This window comes from Serratia sp. CY47444, assembly GCF_052168635.1.
GTDB classification, from domain to species: Bacteria; Pseudomonadota; Gammaproteobacteria; order Enterobacterales; family Enterobacteriaceae; genus Serratia; species Serratia bockelmannii.
This window is the reverse complement of record NZ_JBJNMH010000015.1, coordinates 77,779-98,298: the sequence shown is the minus strand read 5'-3', so window position 1 is coordinate 98,298 and position 20,520 is coordinate 77,779. Positions and strand designations below refer to the sequence as shown.

Below are 20,520 nucleotides of genomic sequence, written 5' to 3'. Positions count from 1 at the left end.
GTCACCGATAACACAGGAGAATGAAGATGAAGTTTGTCGGTGCACATGTCAGCGCGTCAGGCGGCGTGGATCAGGCGGTTATCCGCGCGCACGAATTGGAGGCGACCGCGTTCGCCCTGTTCACCAAAAATCAGCGTCAATGGAAGGCCGCACCGCTGGCCGCCGACGTGATCGATAAGTTCAAGAGCGCGTGCGCCCAGTACGGCTTCGGGCCGGGGCAGATCCTGCCGCACGACAGCTACCTGATCAATCTGGGCCACCCGGTGGCCGAGGCGTTGGAAAAATCGCGCGAGGCGTTTATCGACGAACTGCAGCGCTGCGAACAGCTGGGGCTGACGCTGCTGAACTTCCATCCCGGCAGCCACCTGCTGCAAATCGATGAAGACAAGTGCCTGGCGCGCATCGCCGAATCGATCAACATCGCGCTGGATAAAACCGCTGGCGTGACGGCGGTGATCGAGAACACCGCCGGCCAGGGCAGCAACCTGGGCTTCAAATTCGAACATCTGGCGGCGATCATCGACGGCGTGGAAGATAAGAGCCGCGTCGGCGTTTGCATCGACACCTGCCACGCCTTCGCCGCCGGGTACGATCTGCGTACCGAAGAAGACTGCGAGCACACCTTCAAGCAGTTGGGCGACATCGTCGGCTTCAACTACCTGCGCGGCATGCACCTGAATGACGCCAAGAGCGAGTTCAACAGCCGCGTCGACCGCCACCACAGCCTGGGGGAAGGCAACATCGGCAAAACGGTGTTCAGCTACATCATGCGCGATCCGCGCTTCGACAATATTCCGCTGATTCTGGAAACGGTAAACCCGGATATCTGGGCGGAAGAGATCGCCTGGCTGAAAGCACAGCAGTAACCCTCCCTTGGCCGCTCGCCTATGCGCGAGCGGTTTCCCCCACCGTGTGCTCTGCCGCCAGCATGGCGCCGAACTGACGCAGCGTTTCTTCATCCAGGCCCGCCGCCCTAAACACCGCGGTGGTAAAGCTGACCGGCGCCGAGCCTGGTGCCGTAATGACACGGTCATCCACGACGGCGGCGGCGCTCGCAACGTAATGGCGCTGCCCGCTGTAGCCCTCAACATTGCCCGTCAAGAACTCGGCAGCGTTGGAGGTATGCGCCCTGCCGTTCAACAGGCCGGCCCGCGCCAACGCCAACGTCCCGCCGCAAATGCCCGCCAGAGTCGCGCCGCGTTGAGACTGCTCGTTGAGCAACGCGCGGATATCCGGCGCCCGTTCGGTTTCCCACAGGGTGCCGCCGACCACCACCAGCACCTCGGGGCGCCAATCCGCCAGTTCGGCCACGCTTTTTTCAACCTCGACCGTCAGCCCGCCCTGTGAGCGAAGCGTTCCGGCCTGCGGCGCAAAAAACGCCACCTCCAGCCCATAAAACGGGCCGCCAACGCCGGCAATCAGCGCGTATTCCCAATCGGCGAAACCGGGTGTGAGTACGATCGCCACTTTTTTAGCCACGGATGAATCTCCTTGAGTCATTGCTTGTTCGCAGGAACAAAGTCGCGCTATCAGCTTAGAAAGCGTTGTGGTTTCTGACCAGGGGTAAATCGTGCTAACTGCCTAAGGCACAAACAAAAACGCGCAGCTCGGGGCTGCGCGTTTTGCGGTATCGCGAGGCTTACGCCGCGGCGGTAACCGGTACTTCCGCACGTTTCAGCAGGGCATAAGCTACGCCCGCCAGCAGCGTACCGGCGGCGATCGCCACCAGGTACAGCAACACCGGCGAAATCGCGCCCGGGATCAGCAGCACGAACAGCCCGCCGTGCGGTGCCATCAGTTTGGCGCCGAAGGCCATCGACAGCGCGCCGGTCAGCGCCCCGCCGGCGATGCAGCACGGCAACACGCGCATCGGGTCGCGGGCGGCGAACGGAATCGCCCCTTCGGTGATGAAGCACAGCCCCAGCACCAACGCCGCCTTGCCGCCTTCCTGTTCGGATTTCGGGAACTTGCGGCGCGCCAGCAGCGTCGCCAGACCCATCGCCAGCGGTGGCACCATGCCCGCCGCCATGATCGCCGCCATCGGCGCATACACCGAAGAGCTGAGCAGCGCCACGCCGAACGCGTAGGCCGCTTTGTTCACCGGGCCGCCCATGTCGGTACACATCATGCCGCCGAGGATTGCCCCCAGCAGTACGGCGTTGGCGGTGCCCAGCGATTGCAGCCAATGGGTCAGACCTTCCATGATTTTCGCCACCGGCGTGCCGACCACGTAAATCATGATGAGGCCGGTGATCAGGCTGGCGACCAGCGGAATGATCAAGATGGGCTTCAGCGCTTCCATACTTTGCGGCAGGCGCAGCTTGCTGCTGATCGCCTTGGCGACATAACCCGCCAGGAAGCCGGCGATGATGCCGCCGAGGAACCCGGCGCCGGTGCTCACCGCCAGCATGCCGCCGATCAGGCCCGGCGTCAGGCCCGGACGATCCGCGATGGAGAAGGCGATAAAACCGGCCAACACCGGCACCATCAGCGCAAAGGCGGAGCCGCCGCCGATCTGCATCAGCGCCGCCGCCAACGTGCCTTTGACTTCAAACGCCTTGATGCCGAACACGAACGACAGCGCGATGCACAGACCGCCGGCCACCACCATCGGCAGCATGTAGGACACGCCGGTCAGCAGGTGGCGATACGGGCCGCTGCCCTCTTTCTTTTTCGCCGCCGGCGCCGCGCTACCGCGCTGCTGCGGCTGGAACACCTCCGCCTCGGCCTGCGCCTTGTCCAGTTCCTGCGCGGTTTTCTTCAGCGCCAGACCGGTGGAAGTACGATACATCGGCTTACCGGCAAACTTGTCCAGATCCACTTCGATGTCCGCCGCGACGATCACCAGATCCGCGGCCGCCACTTCTTCCGGGGTGATGGCGTTGCCGGCGCCGACGGAACCGCGCGTTTCCACCTTCACCCACCAGCCGCGTTTCTTGGCTTCACTTTCAATGGCTTCGGCCGCCATAAAGGTATGCGCCACGCCGGTTGGGCAAGCGGTGATCGCCACGATGCGTTTTTGCCCATTGGCTTTCACCGGTGCCGCCGCCTGCGGCACCTGATAGGTTTCAGCTTCGGCCTTGGCACGCGCCAGAAAAGCGTCCGGTTCCCGCACCGCCTGTTCGACATCGCCCACATACACCAATTTGCCGTTCAGCCCGGCGTCAGCAGGAGCAGCCTGCCCCGCCACCACCACCAGTTCGGCGTCCTGCAGTGACTCGACCAGCGTCAGGCCAGTTTTGGCCGCGGCGGCCTCCAGCATGCGTTTCGCCAGGTGGCCACGGGCCTGCCCCAGCGAACTGTCTACCATCAGCAGCGTTTTCATTCTGCCTCCTGCTATTGATTGAAAGGTTTCAGATCGACGCGCGCCATCATCGCGGCCAACTGGGGACGATCGGTCACGCCGACGTTGCTTTGGCTGACCGCCAGCGCCGCTACCGCCGTGGCCAGACGCAGAGTGTGTTCGCTGGATTCGCGCATCAGCAGGCCGTAAATCAGGCCGCCGACCATCGAATCGCCGGCGCCCACGGTGCTGACCACCTCACAGGACGGCGGTTTGGCGATCCAGGCGCCGGAGGCGTTAACCCACAGCGCGCCTTCCGCGCCGAGGGAGATGACCACGTGGGCGATGCCCTGTTCACGCAGCGCATGCGCGGCCTCGACCACGTCCGCCAGCGTCGGCAGCGGGCGACCGGCCCAGATTTCCAGCTCGCGGCGGTTCGGCTTCACCAGCCACGGCGAGGCCTTCAGCCCGGCGACCAGCGCTTCGCGGCTGCTGTCGAAAATGATGCACGGGCACTTGGCGCGCAGCTGGGTCATCCAGTCGGTAAAGGCGTCGGGATCGACGCCGGCTGGCAGACTGCCGCTCACCGCCACCATGTCGAACTGGCCCAGCCAGCTCAGCGAGTCGCTGACGAAGCGATCCCAGTCCTGTGATGTCACTTCAAAACCGGAGAAGTTGAAATCGGTCACTTCGCCGTCTTTTTCCGTCAGCTTGACGTTGATGCGGGTGCGGCCCGGCACCACCTGAAAGCGATTGGCGATCCCCAGATCGCTGAACAGCAGTTGGAAACCGTCCTGATTGTCTTTGCCCAAGAAGCCGCCGACGGTGACGTCGATGCCTAAATCCTTCAACACTTTGGCGACGTTAATGCCCTTACCGGCGGCGTGCAGGCCGGCAGTTTTTACCCGGTTGACTTCCCCGCGCTCGATCTGCGGGCAGAAACCCACCAGATCGTACGCCGGGTTCAGGGTGATTGTTGCTACTCTTCTGCTCATGCTGCGCCCTCGCCCAGTCCTTCATTAATCGCTTCGCCAATCGCCTTCAGCGCGGCTTCAGCATCTTCTCCATTGGCGGTAAAGCGCAGGTGATGCCCTTTCTTCACGCCCAACGCCACCACCTTCATCAGGCTGCGCCCGTTGGCCGGCTTGCCGCTGCCGTCCAGGTTGGTGACGGTGATGTCACTGTTGAAACTTTTGATCACGTTGACCAGCGCCGTGCCCGGCCGCGCGTGCAGACCGTGCTCGTTGCGGATCACGAATTCGGCGCTCAGCACGCTGCTCTCTTCCGCCACGTCGCTGGTCAGCAGCGCCAGCACCCCAGCGGCATCCGCCTTCAGCAAGCGTTCAGCTTTGTTGGCCAGCAGCAGATCGCTGAGGTAGTTGAGCACCGCCAGCGGCTGCGCGTCGGCGACCGACACCGTCAGCAGCAGCGCCACCGGCTCGCCGTCTTCCACGAAAGCCTGCGCCGGGCGGCTGACGGTGGCCACGCTGGCCAGGTTGCCTTCAACGCTGTCGCTCAGCCAAATGCCCTGCCCCAGATTCAGCGGCCTGCGGGTGATGACATCGCTGACGAACTGCGCGTTGACCGCCCCGATTTTTTGCAGACGGCCGGCGTTCAGCGCCTGCAGCGTCATCAGGCTGTCGGCCGCGACGTCGAGCGCAATCAGCGAAACGTCGAACTGGAATTCAGCGCTCTGCTGTTCGCCCATCAACAGGCTGCGCAGCTCTTCCGCGGAGGTGGTTTTCGCCAGCCGCTCCGCCACGCTGTCATCACTCAGCACGTGGGTGAGCTGACGCAGCAGTGCCAAATGCTCGTCGGAACGGGCGGCGATGCCGATCGCCACATAGGCGGTCTGGCCTTCCCCCCACGCGATGCCCTGCGGGAACTGGAACACCTGCACGCCGGTTTTCAACACCAGATCGCGGGTATCGGTGGTGCCGTGCGGAATGGCGATGCCGTTGCCCAGGTAGGTGGACGTCTGCAGTTCGCGCTGCAGCATGCCGTCCACGTAACCGGCGCTGACGCAGCCGGCTTCGGTCAGCGCGGCGGCCACCTGACGGATGGCCCCCTGCTTATCGGCGGCAGCGGCGCCCAGATGAATGTCTTGCGGTGACAACTGGAACATGATTCTCCTCTCCTGCTGAATTGAATCGTTTCAGCTTTATTGAGAAAAAGGAGCGTTACCCGCTGCCCACAAGCGGTCGGATAACGCTGAAACGTTTCAAGGAGTGTGTAAGCAGCGCAAGATGAAAGCAAGCTTTCTCCCTTTCGCCATTGCAGATTTTTGAGCTTACGCACACTTTCATCGGCGCATTGGTCAGCGCCGGAGCAAAATGACATACTGTGCTGAAACTTTGCTGACGGAGAAAAGCATGAATGTAGTGACGGGCGTCGGGGTGATCATCGTCAACCCGCAAGGCGAGATTTTGCTGGGCAAACGCTGCGGCTCCCACGCGCCCTTTTGGTCGATCCCCGGCGGGCATCTGGATGCCGGTGAAACCTTCGAGCAGTGCGCCCAACGCGAAATTGCCGAAGAAACCGGGTTGATCATCGATCCGCCGCGCTTCGTTGGCGTCAGCAACAATCTGCAAACCTGGCACGCCGAAGGCAAACACACCGTGTCTATCTGCCTGCAGGTGGATCACCCCGGCGGCGAAGCCGAGCTGAAAGAACCCGAAAAATGCGCCGAATGGCGTTGGTGCGCGCCAGACTCTCTGCCGGAACCCCATTTCGAAGCCAGCCGCACAGCGATCCGCCTGTGGCTGAGCGGCCAGGCCTATCTGCCCACGGCCTGACCCATCGCGAGCGCGTGTTGCGCCGCCCCACCGCTATATAATTTAGAATATAACGCTATTTTTTGCGATATACGCCATTTTTTTGACTACGGATAACCCTATGGGGTTAACCCTCTTCTATTATTACCCCTGCAATCGACGTGGCATTCTGACCTTCGGTCGGTGGCCTTTTGGCAAGATTTTATTTTAAATTCATAATTATAAGCGGGTTTACCATGAGCAAAAAACTGACTGGCTTTGAAAAAAAGCTCCGGTGGGGATGGTTATGGCTTTTGCTGCTGGGGATTATCCTCGGCGCGGCGCTGTTGGCCGGGACTGCCACCGTATTCCATAAAACCAGCGATACCGCCTTCTGCGTTTCCTGCCACACCATGCAACAACCGCTGGCCGAATATCAGGGCAGCGTCCACTTCCAAAACACCAAGGGCATCCGCGCCGAGTGCGCCGACTGCCACGTCCCCCATCAGCCGATCGATTACCTGTGGACCAAGATCCGCGCGGTAAAAGACATCTACGGCGAGATGGTCGGCACCATCGATACGCCGGAAAAATACGAAGCGCACAAGCTGGCGATGGCGCAGTCGGTCTGGAAGACGCTGAAAGAAAACGATTCGGCCACCTGCCGTTCCTGCCACAGCTACGACGCCATGGACATCACCGCCCAGCGCCCTGAGGCGCGCCTGCAGCACCCGGTGGCGATCAAACAGGGCGAAACCTGCATCGACTGCCATAAAGGCGTGGCCCACATCCTGCCGGACATGAGCGGCGAAACCCAGGCTGGCGCCGCCGAGCTGGCCAAGGCCGCAGCGCTGACCGCACCGGGCGCCACCACCCTCTACACCATCGCCACCGAACCGTTCTTCCTCAGCGCAGACGACAGCCATAATGCCGGCAACCTGATGCCGTCCACCGAAGTGCAGGTGGTGAAACAGGAGGGCGACAAGGTGCTGGCCACCGTGAGCGGCTGGCAGCAAGACGGGGTCAGCGAAGTGTTCTACGCCGCGCAGGGCAAGCGCATCCTCAGCGTGCTGCTGGGTGAAGACGCGCGCAAACAGCTGAAGACCGCGTCCACCCAGACCGATGCGGAAACCGGCCTGGTCTGGCATCAGGTCTCTCTGCAGGTGTGGCTGCCGCGCAAGCAGCTGATCGACGATCAGCAAAAAATCTGGCGCTACGCCGCGGACATGATGTCGGCCAACTGCACCGGCTGCCACGGGCTGACCGCGCTCGATCGCTTCAACGCCAACCAATGGATCGGCGTCATCAAAGGCATGGCGCCGCGCACCTCGCTGACGCAGGAACAGCTGCGCGTGCTGACACAATACGTACAAAAACACGCCAGCGACATGCCACCTGCCGCACCGGCCAAGCTTTAAGGGAGAAGCGCAATGAGCAACCAAAAACCGTTAACCATGAGCCGCCGCCGCTTTCTGACCGGCGCCGCCGCGCTGACCGCTGCCCCGCTGCTGGCGGGCTTATGGCCCAAAGCGGCGCTGGCGCAGGCCATCAGCGAAGCGCTGCCGCAGTTCATCGTCTTGCGTCAGGCGCAAAAAGGCATCCTGACCGGCGCCCACTGGGGCGCGTTTGAGGCCATCGTGCAGGACGGCAAGATGGTCGGCGTGCAGCCGGTGCAGGACGATCCGTATCCCAATGAGCTGATCACCATGGCGCCTTATCAGGTGCACGCCGAGAACCGCATCAAATACCCGATGGTACGTAAAAGCTGGCTGGAAGGCGGCCCCGGCAGCCGCACCGAGCTGCGCGGCCGTGACGAGTGGGTGCGCGTCAGCTGGGACAAAGCGACCGAGCTGGTGTGCAATGAGATCACTCGCCTGCAAAAAGATCACGGGCCGCAGTCGATCTACGCCGGTTCCTACGGCTGGAAAAGCGTCGGCATGCTGCACAACAGCCGCACGCTGCTGCAGCGCCTGATGAACCTGACCGGCGGTTTCCTCGGCTACGCCGGCGACTACTCCACCGGCGCGGCGCAGGTGATCATGTCGCACGTGGTCGGCTCGATGGAGGTCTACGAACAGCAGACCGCCTGGCCGAACGTGATCGAGAACAGCGAACTGGTGATCCTGTGGGGCTGCAACCCGATGGTCACGCTGAAAAACAGCTGGAACGTGCCGGATCACGTCGGCCAGACCGGCTTCGAGGCGCTGAAGAAGAAAGGCACCCGGGTGATCAGCATCGATCCGGTGCACAGCGACAGCGCCAAGTTCGTCAATGCGCAGTGGATCGCCCCGCGTCCTTATACCGACGGCGCCATGCTGATCGGCATCGCCCACACGCTGCTGACCGAGAAGCTGCATAACCCGGACTTCCTGAAAACCTACACCGTCGGCTTCGACAAGTTCCAGGCCTACCTGCTGGGCGAGAGCGACGGCGTGGCGAAAACCGCCGAATGGGCGGCCGACATCAGCGGCGTCGATGCCGACACGCTGCGCGGTCTGGCGCGCGAGATGGCGAAGCATCGCACCATGATCATGGGCGGCTGGGGCATTCAGCGCCAGCACCACGGCGAACAGCAGCACTGGCTGCTGGTGACGGTGGCGGCGATGCTCGGCCAAATCGGCCTGCCGGGCGGCGGCTTCGGCTTCAGCTACCACTATTCGTCCGGCGGTAGCCCAACCGCCAAGGGTGGCATCATCGCCGGCATCTCCGCCGGCAATGCGCCGAAAAACTCACCGGCGCCGATCCCGGTGGCGCGCATCGCCGAATGCCTGAGCAACCCGGGCAAAACCATCGACTTCAACGGCGCCAAGGTCACCTACCCCGAGGTGAAAATGGTGTATGTGGCGGGCGGTAACACCTTCCACCAGCATCAGGACACCAATAACCTGGTCAAAGCCTGGCAGCGGCCGGACACCATCGTGGTCAACGAACCTTATTGGACCGCCACCGCCAAGCATGCCGATATCGTGCTGCCGGCCACCACCAGCTACGAGCGCAATGATCTGGAGATGGGGGGTGACTATTCGCAGCTCTATGTGTTCCCGATGCATCAATGCGTGCCGCCGCAGCACGAATCGCGCAGTGACTTCGACATCTTCTCGGCGATGGCGGCCAGGCTGGGCGTGCAGGAGGCCTTTACCGAGGGCAAGGATGAAACCCAGTGGCTGAAAGGCATGTATGACGACATGAAAAACCAGGCGCGCGCCGCACGGGTGGCGCTGCCGCCGTTCGACATGTTCTGGCAATCCAATAACTACGTGCGTTTCCCGGTGCCCGAGGCCAATAAGCAGTGGGTGCGCTTCGCCGATTATCGTGACAACCCGCTGCTGAACCCGCTGGGCACGCCGTCGGGCAAGATCGAGATCTACTCCGACGCGATCGCCAAAATGCATTATGCGGATTGCCCCGGCATCCCGACCTGGATGCCGCCGCACGAGTGGTATCGCGGGCCGGAAGCGGCCAAGTATCCGCTGTCGCTCAATACCGCGCACCCGACCAACCGGCTGCACTCTCAGCTCGACAACACGCCGCTGCGCGAGAAATACGCGGTAGCGGATCGTGAAGCGATCCTGATCCACCCGCAGGACGCGCAACCGCGCGGCATCACCGGCGGCGATCTGGTACGGGCGTACAACGATCGCGGCCAGATCCTGGTGGGCGCGGTGGTCAGCGAAGACGTGCGGCCCGGCGTGGTGCGCATCAGCGAAGGCGCCTGGTTCGATCCGGCCGATCCGGCGCAGCCCGGCTCGCTGTGCAAGAACGGTAACGTCAACTGCCTGACCTTCGACATCGGCTCTTCCAGCCTGGCGCAGGGCAACTGCGGGCAGATGGCGCAGCTGCAGATCGAAAAATATCAGGGGCCGGCGCTGAAAAATACCGCGCACACGGTGCCGCAAGGCGCCTGATTTACCGGCAAGCAAGGGGGCGCAACGCGCCCCTTTTTTCTCGTCGCCGCGCGACATATCCGTTTACCCTTCGCCGCAAAGGAGCGGTTTGCGTTTCATTTCAACGGGCGTATGATGCGCGCGACCTTCCTTTTTCGACGAATTCTCAACCACCATGCCGACTTCATCCGCAGTAACGCGACGCGCGCCCGATCTCACTTCGCTGGCCTTTTTGGCGGTGGCGTTTCTTACCGGCATCGCCGGCGCCCTGCAAACCCCGACGCTGAGCCTGTTTCTGGAAACCGAGGTCAAGGTGCGGCCGGCGCTGGTCGGGCTGTTCTTTACCGGCAGCGCGGTGATCGGCATTCTGGTCAGCCAGTTTCTCGCCGGCCGCTCGGATAAAAAAGGCGACCGCAAATCACTGATTTTTCTCTGTTGCATGCTGGGTGCGCTGGGGTTCACGCTGTTCGCCTGGAGCCGCAACTATTACCTGCTGCTGCTCGTCGGCGTACTGCTCACCAGCTTCGGTTCCACCGCTAACCCGCAAATGTTCGCTCTGGCGCGCGAACACGCCGATCGCACCGGCCGCGAGGCGGTCATGTTCACCTCCATCATGCGCGCCCAGGTCTCGCTCGCCTGGGTCATTGGCCCGCCGATCGCCTTCGCGCTGGCGCTGGGCTTCGGCTTCAAGGCCATGTATCTGGCGGGCGCGGCGGCCTTTGTGCTGTGCGGCCTGCTGGTGTGGAAACGGCTGCCTTCCATGCCGAAAACTGCCGCGGCGAGTGCGCCCCTGGCCGCACCGCGCCAGCATCGCCGCGATGCGCTACTGCTGTTTGGCGCCAGCACTTTGATGTGGACCGCCAACAGCATGTACCTGATCAACATGCCGCTGTATATGGTGCACGAACTGCGGCTGCCGGAGCGGCTGGTCGGCGTGCTGATGGGCACCGCCGCCGGGCTGGAAATCCCGATCATGCTGATCGCCGGTCTGGTGGCGAAACGCTGCGGCAAGCGTTGTTTGATGCTAGGTGCTGCCGTCGCCGGCGTATTATTCTATTGCAGCCTGCTGTTTATCACCGGCAGTGTCCAACTCATCGCCCTGCAGCTGCTGAATGCGGCGTTTATCGGCGTGTTGGCGGGGATCGGCATGCTCTACTTCCAGGATTTGATGCCCGGCCAGGCCGGCACGGCCACCACGCTGTTCACCAACACCATTCGGGTCGGCTGGGTCATTGCCGGCGCCATCGCCGGTGCGGTGGCGGAAATCTGGAACTACCATGCGGTATTTTACGCCGCGCTGGCGATGGCGGCAGGTGCGACGCTGTGTCTGTGGAAGCTGAGGGAAGTTTAGGGCGCGGTGTCCGCTTCCAGCCTGGCGAGGTAGATCAGCGCCTGATCGCGGTGATCGTGGCACATATCGCGGCTCGGCTGCAGGCTGCCGCACACTTTCGGCCGCAGCGGCGAATGAAACAGGCCGCAGCGCAGCTGTTCATCCAGATGAATGCAGCGGGTATTGGCGGGCTTACCGTTCGGCATGCCGGGGATCGGGCTGGATATTGACGGCGCGATACAGCAGGCGCCGCAGTCGCTGCGACAGTCCATCAGCGCTACTCCTGGTGGGCTGGGGAAAAGAAGCGCGACAATAGCAGCCGCGCGCGGTGGCCGCCAGCAGAATCCCTGCGCCCCTGCGATCTTTACACTCGTCCCGCAACCGTCTTACCCCGCCTGATTCGCCGCCTGGCGAGTAAACGCCCAAAAAGCCGCAATTTAAAGACAAAAACGCGTGAAACGTGCAATCCCCCCGCTTTACATGCGCCATGCACCCATGTACCATTGAGCTAGTACAAAAGAACTTCTTCCATCAGGAGCACGCATGTCTACGGACACCATCCAGAAGCTAGCCCGCCCTTCCGTCCTCGGCGGCGCGATGATCATTGCCGGAACCGCCGTTGGCGCCGGCATGTTTTCCATTCCGATCGTCACTTCCGGTGTCTGGTTCAGCGGCTCCGTCGCGCTGCTGGTGTATACCTGGGCCTGCATGTTGCTTTCCGGCCTGATGATCCTCGAAGCCACGCTGCACTACCCGAGCGGCGCCAGCTTCAACACCATGGTCAAGGATCTGCTGGGTAAGGGCTGGAACGCCGTGAACGGCCTGTCGGTGGCGTTCGTACTCTACATCCTGACCTACGCCTATATCTCCGCCGGCGGCTCGATTATCGCGCATACGCTGGAGGGCATCGTCGGCGTCGGCCAGACCACCGCCGGCCTGGTCTTCGCACTGGTCGTGGCGTTTATCGTCTGGCTCTCCACCCGCGCGGTCGACCGCCTGAGCACCATTCTGATCGGCGGCATGGTGATCACCTTCGTGATGTCCGTGGGCGACATGTTCACCCACGTGCAGCCCGCGGTGCTGTTCAACACCGGCGATGACCAGGCCAGCTATCTGCCTTACGCCCTGGCGGCGCTGCCTTACCTGCTGACCTCGTTCGGCTACCACGGCAACATTCCCGGGCTGGTGAAGTACTACCACAAGGACAGCAGCTCCGTGGTGCGCAGCCTGGTGTACGGCACCCTGCTGGCATTGGCTATCTACATCCTGTGGCAGTATGTGATTCAGGGCAATATCGCGCGCGATGCCTTTAAGCAGGTGATCGCCGAAGGCGGCAATATCGGCAGCCTGCTCAAGCAAATGGGCAACGTCTCCAGCAGCCAGACCGTCAGCCAACTGCTGAACGCCTTCTCCTATATGGCGCTGGCCAGCTCGTTCCTCGGCGTGTCGCTGGGCCTGTTCGACTACCTGGCGGACTTCTGCAAGTTCAAGGATGACGCCGTCGGGCGCAGCAAGACCGCGCTGGTGACCTTTGTGCCGCCGACCCTGGCCGCGCTGCTGTTCCCGAACGGTTTTCTGTACGCCATCGGCTTTGCCGGGCTGGCGGCCACCATCTGGGCGGTGATCGTGCCGGCGCTGATGGCGCGCGCCAGCCGCCGCCGCTATCCGCAGGCGGGTTACCGCGCACCGGGCGGTAACGGCGTGATCCTGTTCGTCATCCTGTTCGGCTTGATCAACGCCGCCGCGCATATTCTGTCGCTTTTCGGCCTGCTGCCGGTCTTCCACTAATCCCCGACGGGAGGGCGGCCGCCCTCCCTTTCCCGCACTGTTTTTGCGCCGGGCTATTGCCTGAAATCGGTGGCGCGAGTACCTTGTCGCAACTTCTCTAATACTCTTCATTGCGGATGAATTGAAATGGCAAGAGCTAACGAAATTAAACGCGGCATGGCGATCAGCTACAACGGCAAGCTGCTGCTGGTAAAAGATATCGACGTGCAGAGCCCGAGCGCCCGCGGCGCCAGCACCCTGTACAAAATGCGCTTCTCCGACGTGCGCACCGGCCTGAAAGTGGAAGAACGCTTCAAGGGCGACGATATCCTGGACACCATTTCCCTGTCGCGCCGCAAGGTGAACTTCTCCTATATCGACGGCGAAGAATACGTGTTTATGGATGACGAAGATTACACGCCGTACATCTTCAAGAAAGACCAGATCGAAGACGAGCTGCTGTTCATTCCGGAAGGCGGCCTGCCGGGCATGCAGGTGCTGACGCTGGATGGCCAGGTGCTGGCGCTGGAGCTGCCCCAGACCGTAGATATGGAAATCGTCGAGACCGCGCCGGGCATCAAAGGCGCCTCCGCCAGCGCCCGCAACAAACCGGCCACCATGGCGACCGGTCTGGTGATCCACGTGCCGGAATACCTCAGCGCCGGCGACAAAATTCGCATTCATATCGCCGAACGCCGCTACATGAGCCGCGCCGACTAGTCGGTGCCAACGGGGCCGAGTCTTGGCCCCGTTTCATTTTCCGCTACGGCAACTCCGGGAAAAAACGCCGCTTGAGCGCCAGCTCGACGCCGCGCAACTCCGCCAGCCCTTTCAACCGCCCGATGGCCGAATAGCCCGGATTGGTTTTCTTTTTCAAATCGTCCAGCATCTGATGCCCATGATCGGGGCGCATCGGGATCGGCCGCCGATCGCCGGCCCGTTGCCGACGCAGCTCTTCGGTCAGGATCGCTTCGATCACCGCCACCATGTCCACATCGCCCTGCAGGTGCGCCCCCTCGTGGAAGCTTTTCGGGTTCTCCTCACGGCAGGTGGCGCGTAGGTGGGTGAAGTGAATGCGATCGCCGAAGGTTTCAATCATCCGCACCAGATCGTTGTCGGCGCGCACGCCGTAGGAACCGGTGCACAGGGTGAAACCGTTATGAAGGCTGTCGACGGTCTGCTTCAGCCACTGCATGTCTTCAATCGTGGAGACGATGCGCGGCAGGCCGAGGATCGGCCGAGGCGGATCGTCGGGATGCACCGCCAGCCGGATGCCGGCCTCTTCCGCCACCGGCACGATGGCGCGCAGAAAGACCGCCATGTTTTCGCGCAATTGCGCCTTGTCGATGCCGTCGTATTCCGCCAGGCGGCGGCGGAACTGATCCAGCGTATAGCCTTCTTCCGCTCCCGGCAGGCCGGCGATGATATTGCCGGTCAGCGTGGCTTTCTCCTCCTCGCTCATGGCGGCGAAATAGGCTGCCGCCTGACTGCGCTCTTGCGGCGTATAGTCCGCCTCGGCGCCGGCGCGCTGCAGGATATGCAGCTCGAACGCGGCGAAGGCGATCTGATCGAAACGCAGCGCTTTGGCGCCGTCCGGCAGCGAATAGGCCAGATCGGTGCGCGTCCAGTCGAGGATCGGCATGAAGTTATAGCAGACGGTATCGATGCCGCAGGCCGCCAGGTTGCGCAGCGTCTGCTGGTAATGGGCGATATGCCGCTGCCAGTCACCGCTGTGAGTTTTGATTTCCTCATGCACCGGCACGCTCTCCACCACCGACCACACCAGTCCTTTTTCCGCCAGTAACGTCTGGCGCGCGCGGATCTCATCAATCGGCCAGACTTCGCCGTTCGCGATATGATGCAGCGCCGTCACGACTCCGGTCGCCCCGGCCTGACGCACATCATCCAAAGAGACCGGATCGTTCGGGCCATACCAACGCCATGTTTGTTCCATGTTTTGTCCTTATGCCTGTCTCGCATCGCGATGCTGTTATACCAGTTTAACGTAGATGTCAGTTACCTTTAAGGTACTCTTTCGCAACGCGCTGTCAAAAGTGAACCGCGCATTGGTTGATCCACTTCACGATTTTGGCTTATTTTGGACTGACCAATTCCTTTAACCTGTCGACAGACCTACACTGGTCGCAGTTTTTTATCGCCGGCGCCACCCTGCCCATACGGCGGCAAACTGGTCCGCTAACTTGATGCAAGTGGCCCGCCAGCTGTCCTACACGCTTTGGAGATGAGATGAAAACGATCGCCAACACCCCGCTACCGGGCACCGTCCGGCAACCGAACTATGATCGCCGTGCCCTGCGCAGCCGTATCGTGCACCTGGGTTTCGGCGCGTTTCACCGCGCACATCAAGCGCTGCTGACGGATCGGGTATTGAACGCCCAGGGCGGCGACTGGGGCATTTGCGAAATCAGCCTGTCTGGCGGCGTGCCGCTGTTTGAGGCGCTGCGGCAGCAGGATCATCTGTACAGCGTGCTGGAGAAAGGCGCGGACGGCCATCAGGCCATTGTGATCGGCGCGGTGCATGAAAGCCTGCACCGCAAGCTGGAGGGCATCGCCGCAGTGCTGGAGAAGCTGGCAGAGCCGCAGGTGGCAATCGTCTCGATGACCATCACCGAAAAAGGCTACTGCATCGAGCCCGGCAACGGGCAACTGGATTGGCAGCATCCGGGGATCGTCGCCGATCTGGCGGCGCCGCATCAGCCGCAGACCGTGCCCGGCATTGTGGTAGAGGCGCTGCGGCTGCGGCGCGAACGCGGCCTGCCCGCCTTTTCCCTGCTCTCCTGCGACAATATTCCGGAGAACGGCCACGTGCTGCGCCGGGCGGTGCTCGATCTGGCGCAGGCGCGGGATCCGTCGCTCGCCGATTGGATCGCCGCCGCCGCCACCTTCCCCTGCACCATGGTGGACCGCATCGTGCCGGCCGCCACGCCGACTACGCTGGATGAGATCGCCGCCGCGCTGGGCGGCGTGCGCGACGAATGCGCTATCGCCTGCGAGCCCTTCATTCAATGGGTGGTGGAAGACCACTTCGTCGCCGGACGCCCGGCGTGGGAGCTGGCCAGCGCCCAGTTGGTCAGCGATGTACTGCCGTTTGAACACATGAAGCTGCGCATGCTGAACGGCAGCCACTCGTTCCTGGCTTATCTCGGCTACCTGGGCGGCTACCGCTATATCAACGAGTGCATGGCGGATGAGCACTACCGTCGCGCCGCCCTGCGATTGATGCTGGACGAACAGGCCCCGACGCTGAGCGTCACCGGCATCAGTCTGGCCGACTACGCCGCACAGCTTATCGCGCGCTTCAGCAATCCGGCGCTGCAACACCTCACCTGGCAGATCGCCATGGACGGTTCGCAGAAGCTACCGCAGCGTCTGCTGGACGCCGTGCGCTGGCATCTGCGGCACGGCGGCGACTATAGCGGGCTGGCGCTGGGCGTGGCGGGCTGGATGCGTTACATCGGCGGCGTCGATGACGCCGGACAGCCGATCGACATTCGCGATCCGCTGGCAGATGTGCTGCAACAGACTGTCGCCGCCACGCCGGACGATCGGCGGCGCGTAACGGCGCTGCTGGCGCTCAAACCGGTGTTCGGCGAAGCGCTGGCGACGCATGGGGGGTTTACCGACGCAGTGACGCAAGCCTATTTGTCACTGCGCGATCGCGGTGCGCGTGAAACGGTGAAGGAGTGGGTGAAGCGGTGAAGTGCCTGCAGGCTGAGAATAACCATGCCGACGTAACGTTACGCCGGCATGGCGGAACGACTTAACGATAAACGACCGTCATAACAGCAAGTTTCTTCTGTTGGTCTACCCACTTCATTTCGGTTGTGCCAAGATTCAGCGGAAGTTCTTTGCGTGTAGTATCAAAACCTGACAACGCTTGCTGGGCCTGATAATGCTGGCCGTTGCGGTAACATTGCGTATTCGCCTTAGAATCTGCAATCTTGACCGTGCAAGGACTTTCAACGATAGAGCCGACGAAGCGAATTACCCCGCCGGCCACTCCTGCCTGACTCACTGCCGTCCATGAAAACAACATTCCTACGATCAAAAATAACCGAAAGGTATTCATGGCAACCTCATTTTTAGTTAAGCCAATTTAACCATAGAGGATCTTGTTAGGAATAATCGCAAGGAAAGGGACAGGATTTGATCGTTAATCGCGTCATTAACAATGTAAAAACAAGCTACTAACAAAAGTTAACCGTATCTAATACAGGGTTTTATCTAAGAATTTTCTTGCAAAGAAAGGTGGATTTTATCGGTTGAAAAGCGCAGGGTGACGTGCAAAATTTGCGAGATAGAGCACAAATTAAATCGCGGTCGTTTCACCGATACGGCTGCGTAACTCATTTATTAAGCAGGTTAATTTTTGCGCCAGGAATGATTAATGACCAAAACCAATTTGATTACCGGTTTCCTCGGCAGCGGTAAAACCACCACTATCCGCCATTTGCTGGCTCATAAACCCGAACATGAACGCTGGGCGGTATTGGTCAATGAATTCGGCGAGATCGGCATCGACGGCGCGCTGCTGGCGGACAGCGGCGCGGTGCTCAAAGAGATCCCCGGCGGTTGCATGTGCTGCGTCAACGGCCTGCCGATGCAGGTGGGCTTGAATATGCTGTTGCAACAGGCCAAACCGGACCGGCTGCTGATCGAGCCGACCGGGCTAGGACACCCGAAGCAAATCCTGTCGCTGCTGACCCAGGAGAGCTATGCCGGCTGGATCGATCTGCAGGCCACGCTGTGCCTGCTGGATGCCCGCCAGCTTAGCCAACCCCGCTACCGCGACAACGAAAATTTCCGCGATCAGCTGGCCGCGGCCGACGTTATTCTGGCCAGCAAAAACGACACCTATCAACCACAAGACAGACTGGCGCTGGAAGCCTGGAGGGCGCAAGATTCGCTGCAGCGGCCCTGCTACGCCATCGCGCAAGGCGAAGCAGATGTCGCGCTGTTGTCACTTCCTCGCACAAATCGTACAGAATTGCCGGACGCGCAGCATCATCATGGTCAGGCGAAAAAGCAGGGACTGGCGGCGCTGCGGCTGCCGGAACACGCCCGTTGGCGGCGAGCGCTGAACGAAGGGCAAGGCTTCACCAGCTGCGGCTGGATTTTTGACGGCGACACCCGGTTCGATACCGTCGGTTTCATGGAGTGGGTGCGGCTGGCGCCGGTCGAACGAATCAAAGGCGTGGTGCGCATCCCCGAAGGCACATTGCTGATCAATCGCCAGGGGCAGGATCTCAACATCGAAACCCGCCCGCTCGCACCGCTCGACAGCCGAATTGAACTGATCCACAGCGAAAATGCCGATTGGAACGCCCTGCAATCCGCCTTGTTTAAGATTCGTTTAAGTTAAACCCCGTACCGTTGCCCCCCGGTTGTCGCAGGGCAACCAGGTTTTGTTTCGTTTTCATTTTTCCAACAGGTTTATGTCATGACACGCCGCAATTTACCCTTCATTCTCTTCTTCAATTTACTGGGCGTTGCGCTGTTTCTGTCCTGGTTCCTGCCGGCCAATCACGGCGGCTGGTTTACCCTGGATTCGGCGATCTTCTTCTTCTTTAACCGCCATCTGGCCACCGACCCGGCGTTTTTGCACCTGGTCGCCATCACCAACAACCGCGCGTTCGACGCGATCTCGCTGCTCGCCATGGGGCTGCTGTATCTGTACTTTTATCTGAAGCAGGACGCCGCCGGACGCCGCCGTCTGGTGATCACCGGCGTGGTGATGCTGCTGACCGCCGTGGTGCTGAACCAGCTTGGCCATCTGCTGCCGGTGAAGCATCCGAGCCCCACCCTGACCTTTGACAATATCAATCGCGTCAGCGAACTGACCGGCATCCCCACTAAGGACGCTTCCGGCGACAGCTTCCCCGGCGACCACGGCATGATGCTGATTATTTTTTCCTGCTTTATGCTGCGCTATTTCGGCCGCGGCGCCTTTGCCATCGCCCTGCTGATTACGCTGGTCTTCTCATTGCCACGCGTGATGATTGGCGCCCACTGGTTTACCGATATCGCCGTCGGCTCGCTGTCCGTGGTGCTGGTTGGTGCCAGCTGGGTGCTGATGACGCCTTGCAGCGACTGGATCGTCGATCGGTTGAACCGCCTGTTGCCCGGCAAGCACCGTCCCAGCCAACCATAATATGCATTTATGACTCATACCGGGAGGTGCCCGCCTCCCGGCCTTTCCCCCTTCGCCGAGCGCAAAATGTCGCCACCAGTCGTTAACGCTTTTGCAACCTGATTTCACGCCAGATTCATACATCGGACAATTGGCGTTTTTTATATGAAGATTTACATTATGTTACATCACAAATTCATATAAAAAAGACGGGAAAAAGGCTCGCAATCCCCTATTTGTTCCGGTAATCTCAGATGCGTTTGTGCCTGGTTTAAGTCGAATCAGTATGGAATCCGATAAAAATGTGCGTTCTCGCACGTTTTCAACGGTAACTGGTTGTCGATGCAACAGGTGCGGACTAGGCTCGTTCCGTTTGGCATTTTTCAGGTAGCGACTTTCGTCGTTAAGGACTTCAAGGGAAAACAACAACAATGGTCAAATCTCAACCGTTTCTGAGATATTTTTTGCGGGTAGTCCCTGCAATTGCCGCTGCGGTTATGCTGTCAGCGTGCAGCTCGACTCACACTTCGAACTTGAATAACGCACAAACTGAGATGCGTGCAGTTAATGACAAAGACGGTCTTTTACTGCAAGCCTCTCAGGATGAATTCGAAGCGATGGTCCGCAACGTTGACGTCAAGTCAAAGATTATGGATCAGTACGCGGACTGGAAAGGCGTTCGCTACCGCTTAGGCGGTGACACCAAGCGCGGCATCGATTGCTCGGCGTTTGTACAGCGCACCTTCCGCGAACAGTTCGGTATGGATTTACCGCGTTCTACCTATGAACAGGAAGATCTCGGCAAGAAAATCCAGCGCACCAAGCTGCGCGCCGGCGATTTAGTGCTGTTCCGCGCCGGTTCTACCGGGCGCCATGTCGGCATCTATTTAGGTAACGATCAGTTCGTTCACGCTTCTACCAGCAGTGGCGTCATGATTTCCAAGCTGACCGATAACTATTGGAATAAACGTTATCGAGAAGCACGCCGAGTGTTGACCAACGGCTGACGGCGCAACGCCCTGAAGATCCTGAATACCAAACGAGCGATAAGCGCCGCCTACGGGCGGCGTTTTTTTTGGCTGTCGAATGGGTATCATCAAGATTGATCCCTGCCTTATCGTCACCGTTCCCCACTTAACACTGCCGCACGTCGTTATTTTGATAAACTGTTGGCAGGAAATCGCGCCATCGAGGAAAAACTCGCCTATTATCGTCAGATGACGGCAACGGCGCCCCGGCGTTATTTAAAACGTTTCCGCTTAAAATAGGCGCATTATATTTCTGTCGGCGACGCCGCGTATTTAAACGGCGCCGCCGGTTGGTTCGGGATAAAAAGTCAAAAATGAAAAAAA

General features: G+C 60.7%; 18 protein-coding genes. 11 read left to right on the top strand and 7 right to left on the bottom strand.

Translation table 11 applies throughout. The features are described 5' to 3' along the window. The first annotated feature begins 26 nt into the window (after positions 1-26). Positions 27-866: a deoxyribonuclease IV gene (gene nfo / locus ACJ8IL_RS18525; protein ID WP_049205268.1), complete on the top strand. Its 840-nt coding sequence runs from the start codon at positions 27-29 to the stop codon at positions 864-866. A 19-nt stretch (positions 867-885) separates the two neighbouring features. On the opposite strand, the gene ACJ8IL_RS18520 is transcribed toward nfo, so the two are convergent. The 4 genes from ACJ8IL_RS18520 to fruB form a co-directional block, all read right to left on the bottom strand. Next, positions 886-1,479: a DJ-1/PfpI family protein gene (locus tag ACJ8IL_RS18520; protein WP_147824030.1), complete on the bottom strand. Its 594-nt coding sequence runs from the start codon at positions 1,477-1,479 to the stop codon at positions 886-888. Positions 1,480-1,639: 160 nt separating this feature from the next. Continuing rightward, positions 1,640-3,325 (bottom strand): PTS fructose transporter subunit IIBC, encoded by a 1,686-nt coding sequence (gene fruA, locus ACJ8IL_RS18515; protein ID WP_060433639.1) that lies wholly within the window; start codon positions 3,323-3,325, stop codon positions 1,640-1,642. Positions 3,326-3,336: 11 nt separating this feature from the next. Then, the gene (fruK, locus tag ACJ8IL_RS18510) at positions 3,337-4,278 is read right to left on the bottom strand and encodes a 1-phosphofructokinase (RefSeq protein ID WP_043136417.1); all 942 of its coding nucleotides are present in this window, start codon (positions 4,276-4,278) and stop codon (positions 3,337-3,339) included. Next, positions 4,275-5,408 carry a fused PTS fructose transporter subunit IIA/HPr protein gene (gene fruB, locus ACJ8IL_RS18505; RefSeq protein WP_442516728.1) on the bottom strand — a complete coding sequence of 378 codons (1,134 nt, stop codon included), beginning with the start codon at positions 5,406-5,408 and terminating at the stop codon, positions 4,275-4,277. Before fruB ends, fruK begins: the two co-directional genes overlap by 4 nt. A 247-nt stretch (positions 5,409-5,655) precedes the next feature. On the opposite strand from fruB, the gene ACJ8IL_RS18500 reads away from it, so the two are divergent. The 4 genes from ACJ8IL_RS18500 to ACJ8IL_RS18485 all read left to right on the top strand — a co-directional run bounded on the left by ACJ8IL_RS18500 (position 5,656) and on the right by ACJ8IL_RS18485 (position 11,271). After that, positions 5,656-6,078 carry a nucleotide triphosphate diphosphatase NUDT15 gene (locus ACJ8IL_RS18500; RefSeq protein ID WP_043136420.1) on the top strand — a complete coding sequence of 141 codons (423 nt, stop codon included), beginning with the start codon at positions 5,656-5,658 and terminating at the stop codon, positions 6,076-6,078. A 215-nt stretch (positions 6,079-6,293) separates the two neighbouring features. Next, positions 6,294-7,454, top strand: a complete 1,161-nt coding sequence (locus ACJ8IL_RS18495; RefSeq protein WP_442516727.1) for a NapC/NirT family cytochrome c — start codon at positions 6,294-6,296, stop codon at positions 7,452-7,454. Between the two features lie 12 nt (positions 7,455-7,466). Beyond that, positions 7,467-9,941 (top strand): trimethylamine-N-oxide reductase TorA, encoded by a 2,475-nt coding sequence (gene torA, locus ACJ8IL_RS18490; RefSeq protein ID WP_442516726.1) that lies wholly within the window; start codon positions 7,467-7,469, stop codon positions 9,939-9,941. A gap of 154 nt (positions 9,942-10,095) precedes the next feature. Continuing rightward, the gene (locus ACJ8IL_RS18485) at positions 10,096-11,271 is read left to right on the top strand and encodes a sugar efflux transporter (RefSeq protein ID WP_099817474.1); all 1,176 of its coding nucleotides are present in this window, start codon (positions 10,096-10,098) and stop codon (positions 11,269-11,271) included. On the opposite strand, the gene ACJ8IL_RS18480 is transcribed toward ACJ8IL_RS18485, so the two are convergent. After that, on the bottom strand, positions 11,268-11,522 hold the full coding sequence (locus ACJ8IL_RS18480; protein ID WP_019453627.1) for a YkgJ family cysteine cluster protein: 255 nt from the start codon (positions 11,520-11,522) through the stop codon (positions 11,268-11,270). The two genes, ACJ8IL_RS18485 and ACJ8IL_RS18480, sit on opposite strands and share 4 nt — an antisense overlap. Before the next feature lie 271 nt (positions 11,523-11,793). On the opposite strand from ACJ8IL_RS18480, the gene mtr reads away from it, so the two are divergent. Both mtr and yeiP read left to right on the top strand, forming a co-directional pair. Next, a complete protein-coding gene (mtr, locus tag ACJ8IL_RS18475; RefSeq protein ID WP_025303548.1) occupies positions 11,794-13,038 on the top strand; it encodes a tryptophan permease in 1,245 nt (414 codons plus the stop codon). Positions 13,039-13,164: 126 nt separating this feature from the next. After that, the gene (gene yeiP, locus ACJ8IL_RS18470; RefSeq protein ID WP_004935725.1) at positions 13,165-13,737 is read left to right on the top strand and encodes an elongation factor P-like protein YeiP; all 573 of its coding nucleotides are present in this window, start codon (positions 13,165-13,167) and stop codon (positions 13,735-13,737) included. Between the two features lie 43 nt (positions 13,738-13,780). Here yeiP and uxuA read toward each other — a convergent pair whose 3' ends face one another. Then, positions 13,781-14,971 carry a mannonate dehydratase gene (gene uxuA, locus ACJ8IL_RS18465; protein ID WP_442516725.1) on the bottom strand — a complete coding sequence of 397 codons (1,191 nt, stop codon included), beginning with the start codon at positions 14,969-14,971 and terminating at the stop codon, positions 13,781-13,783. Positions 14,972-15,264: 293 nt separating this feature from the next. On the opposite strand from uxuA, the gene ACJ8IL_RS18460 reads away from it, so the two are divergent. Next, complete coding sequence (locus ACJ8IL_RS18460; RefSeq protein ID WP_049208506.1) at positions 15,265-16,737, top strand: mannitol dehydrogenase family protein; 1,473 nt, start codon at positions 15,265-15,267, stop codon at positions 16,735-16,737. A gap of 61 nt (positions 16,738-16,798) precedes the next feature. Here ACJ8IL_RS18460 and ACJ8IL_RS18455 read toward each other — a convergent pair whose 3' ends face one another. Then, positions 16,799-17,107, bottom strand: coding sequence for a type 1 fimbrial protein (locus tag ACJ8IL_RS18455; RefSeq protein ID WP_004935734.1), 309 nt, complete (start codon positions 17,105-17,107; stop codon positions 16,799-16,801). Positions 17,108-17,425: 318 nt separating this feature from the next. Between ACJ8IL_RS18455 and ACJ8IL_RS18450 the strand changes: the two genes are divergently transcribed. The 3 genes from ACJ8IL_RS18450 (at position 17,426) to mepS (ending at position 20,175) form a co-directional block, all read left to right on the top strand. Further along, a complete protein-coding gene (locus ACJ8IL_RS18450) occupies positions 17,426-18,400 on the top strand; it encodes a CobW family GTP-binding protein (RefSeq protein WP_025303551.1) in 975 nt (324 codons plus the stop codon). 78 nt (positions 18,401-18,478) lie between these two features. Next, positions 18,479-19,189, top strand: a complete 711-nt coding sequence (locus tag ACJ8IL_RS18445) for a phosphatase PAP2 family protein (RefSeq protein WP_025303552.1) — start codon at positions 18,479-18,481, stop codon at positions 19,187-19,189. A gap of 410 nt (positions 19,190-19,599) precedes the next feature. Next, positions 19,600-20,175, top strand: a complete 576-nt coding sequence (gene mepS, locus ACJ8IL_RS18440) for a bifunctional murein DD-endopeptidase/murein LD-carboxypeptidase (protein ID WP_025303553.1) — start codon at positions 19,600-19,602, stop codon at positions 20,173-20,175. Positions 20,176-20,520 lie beyond the last annotated feature (345 nt).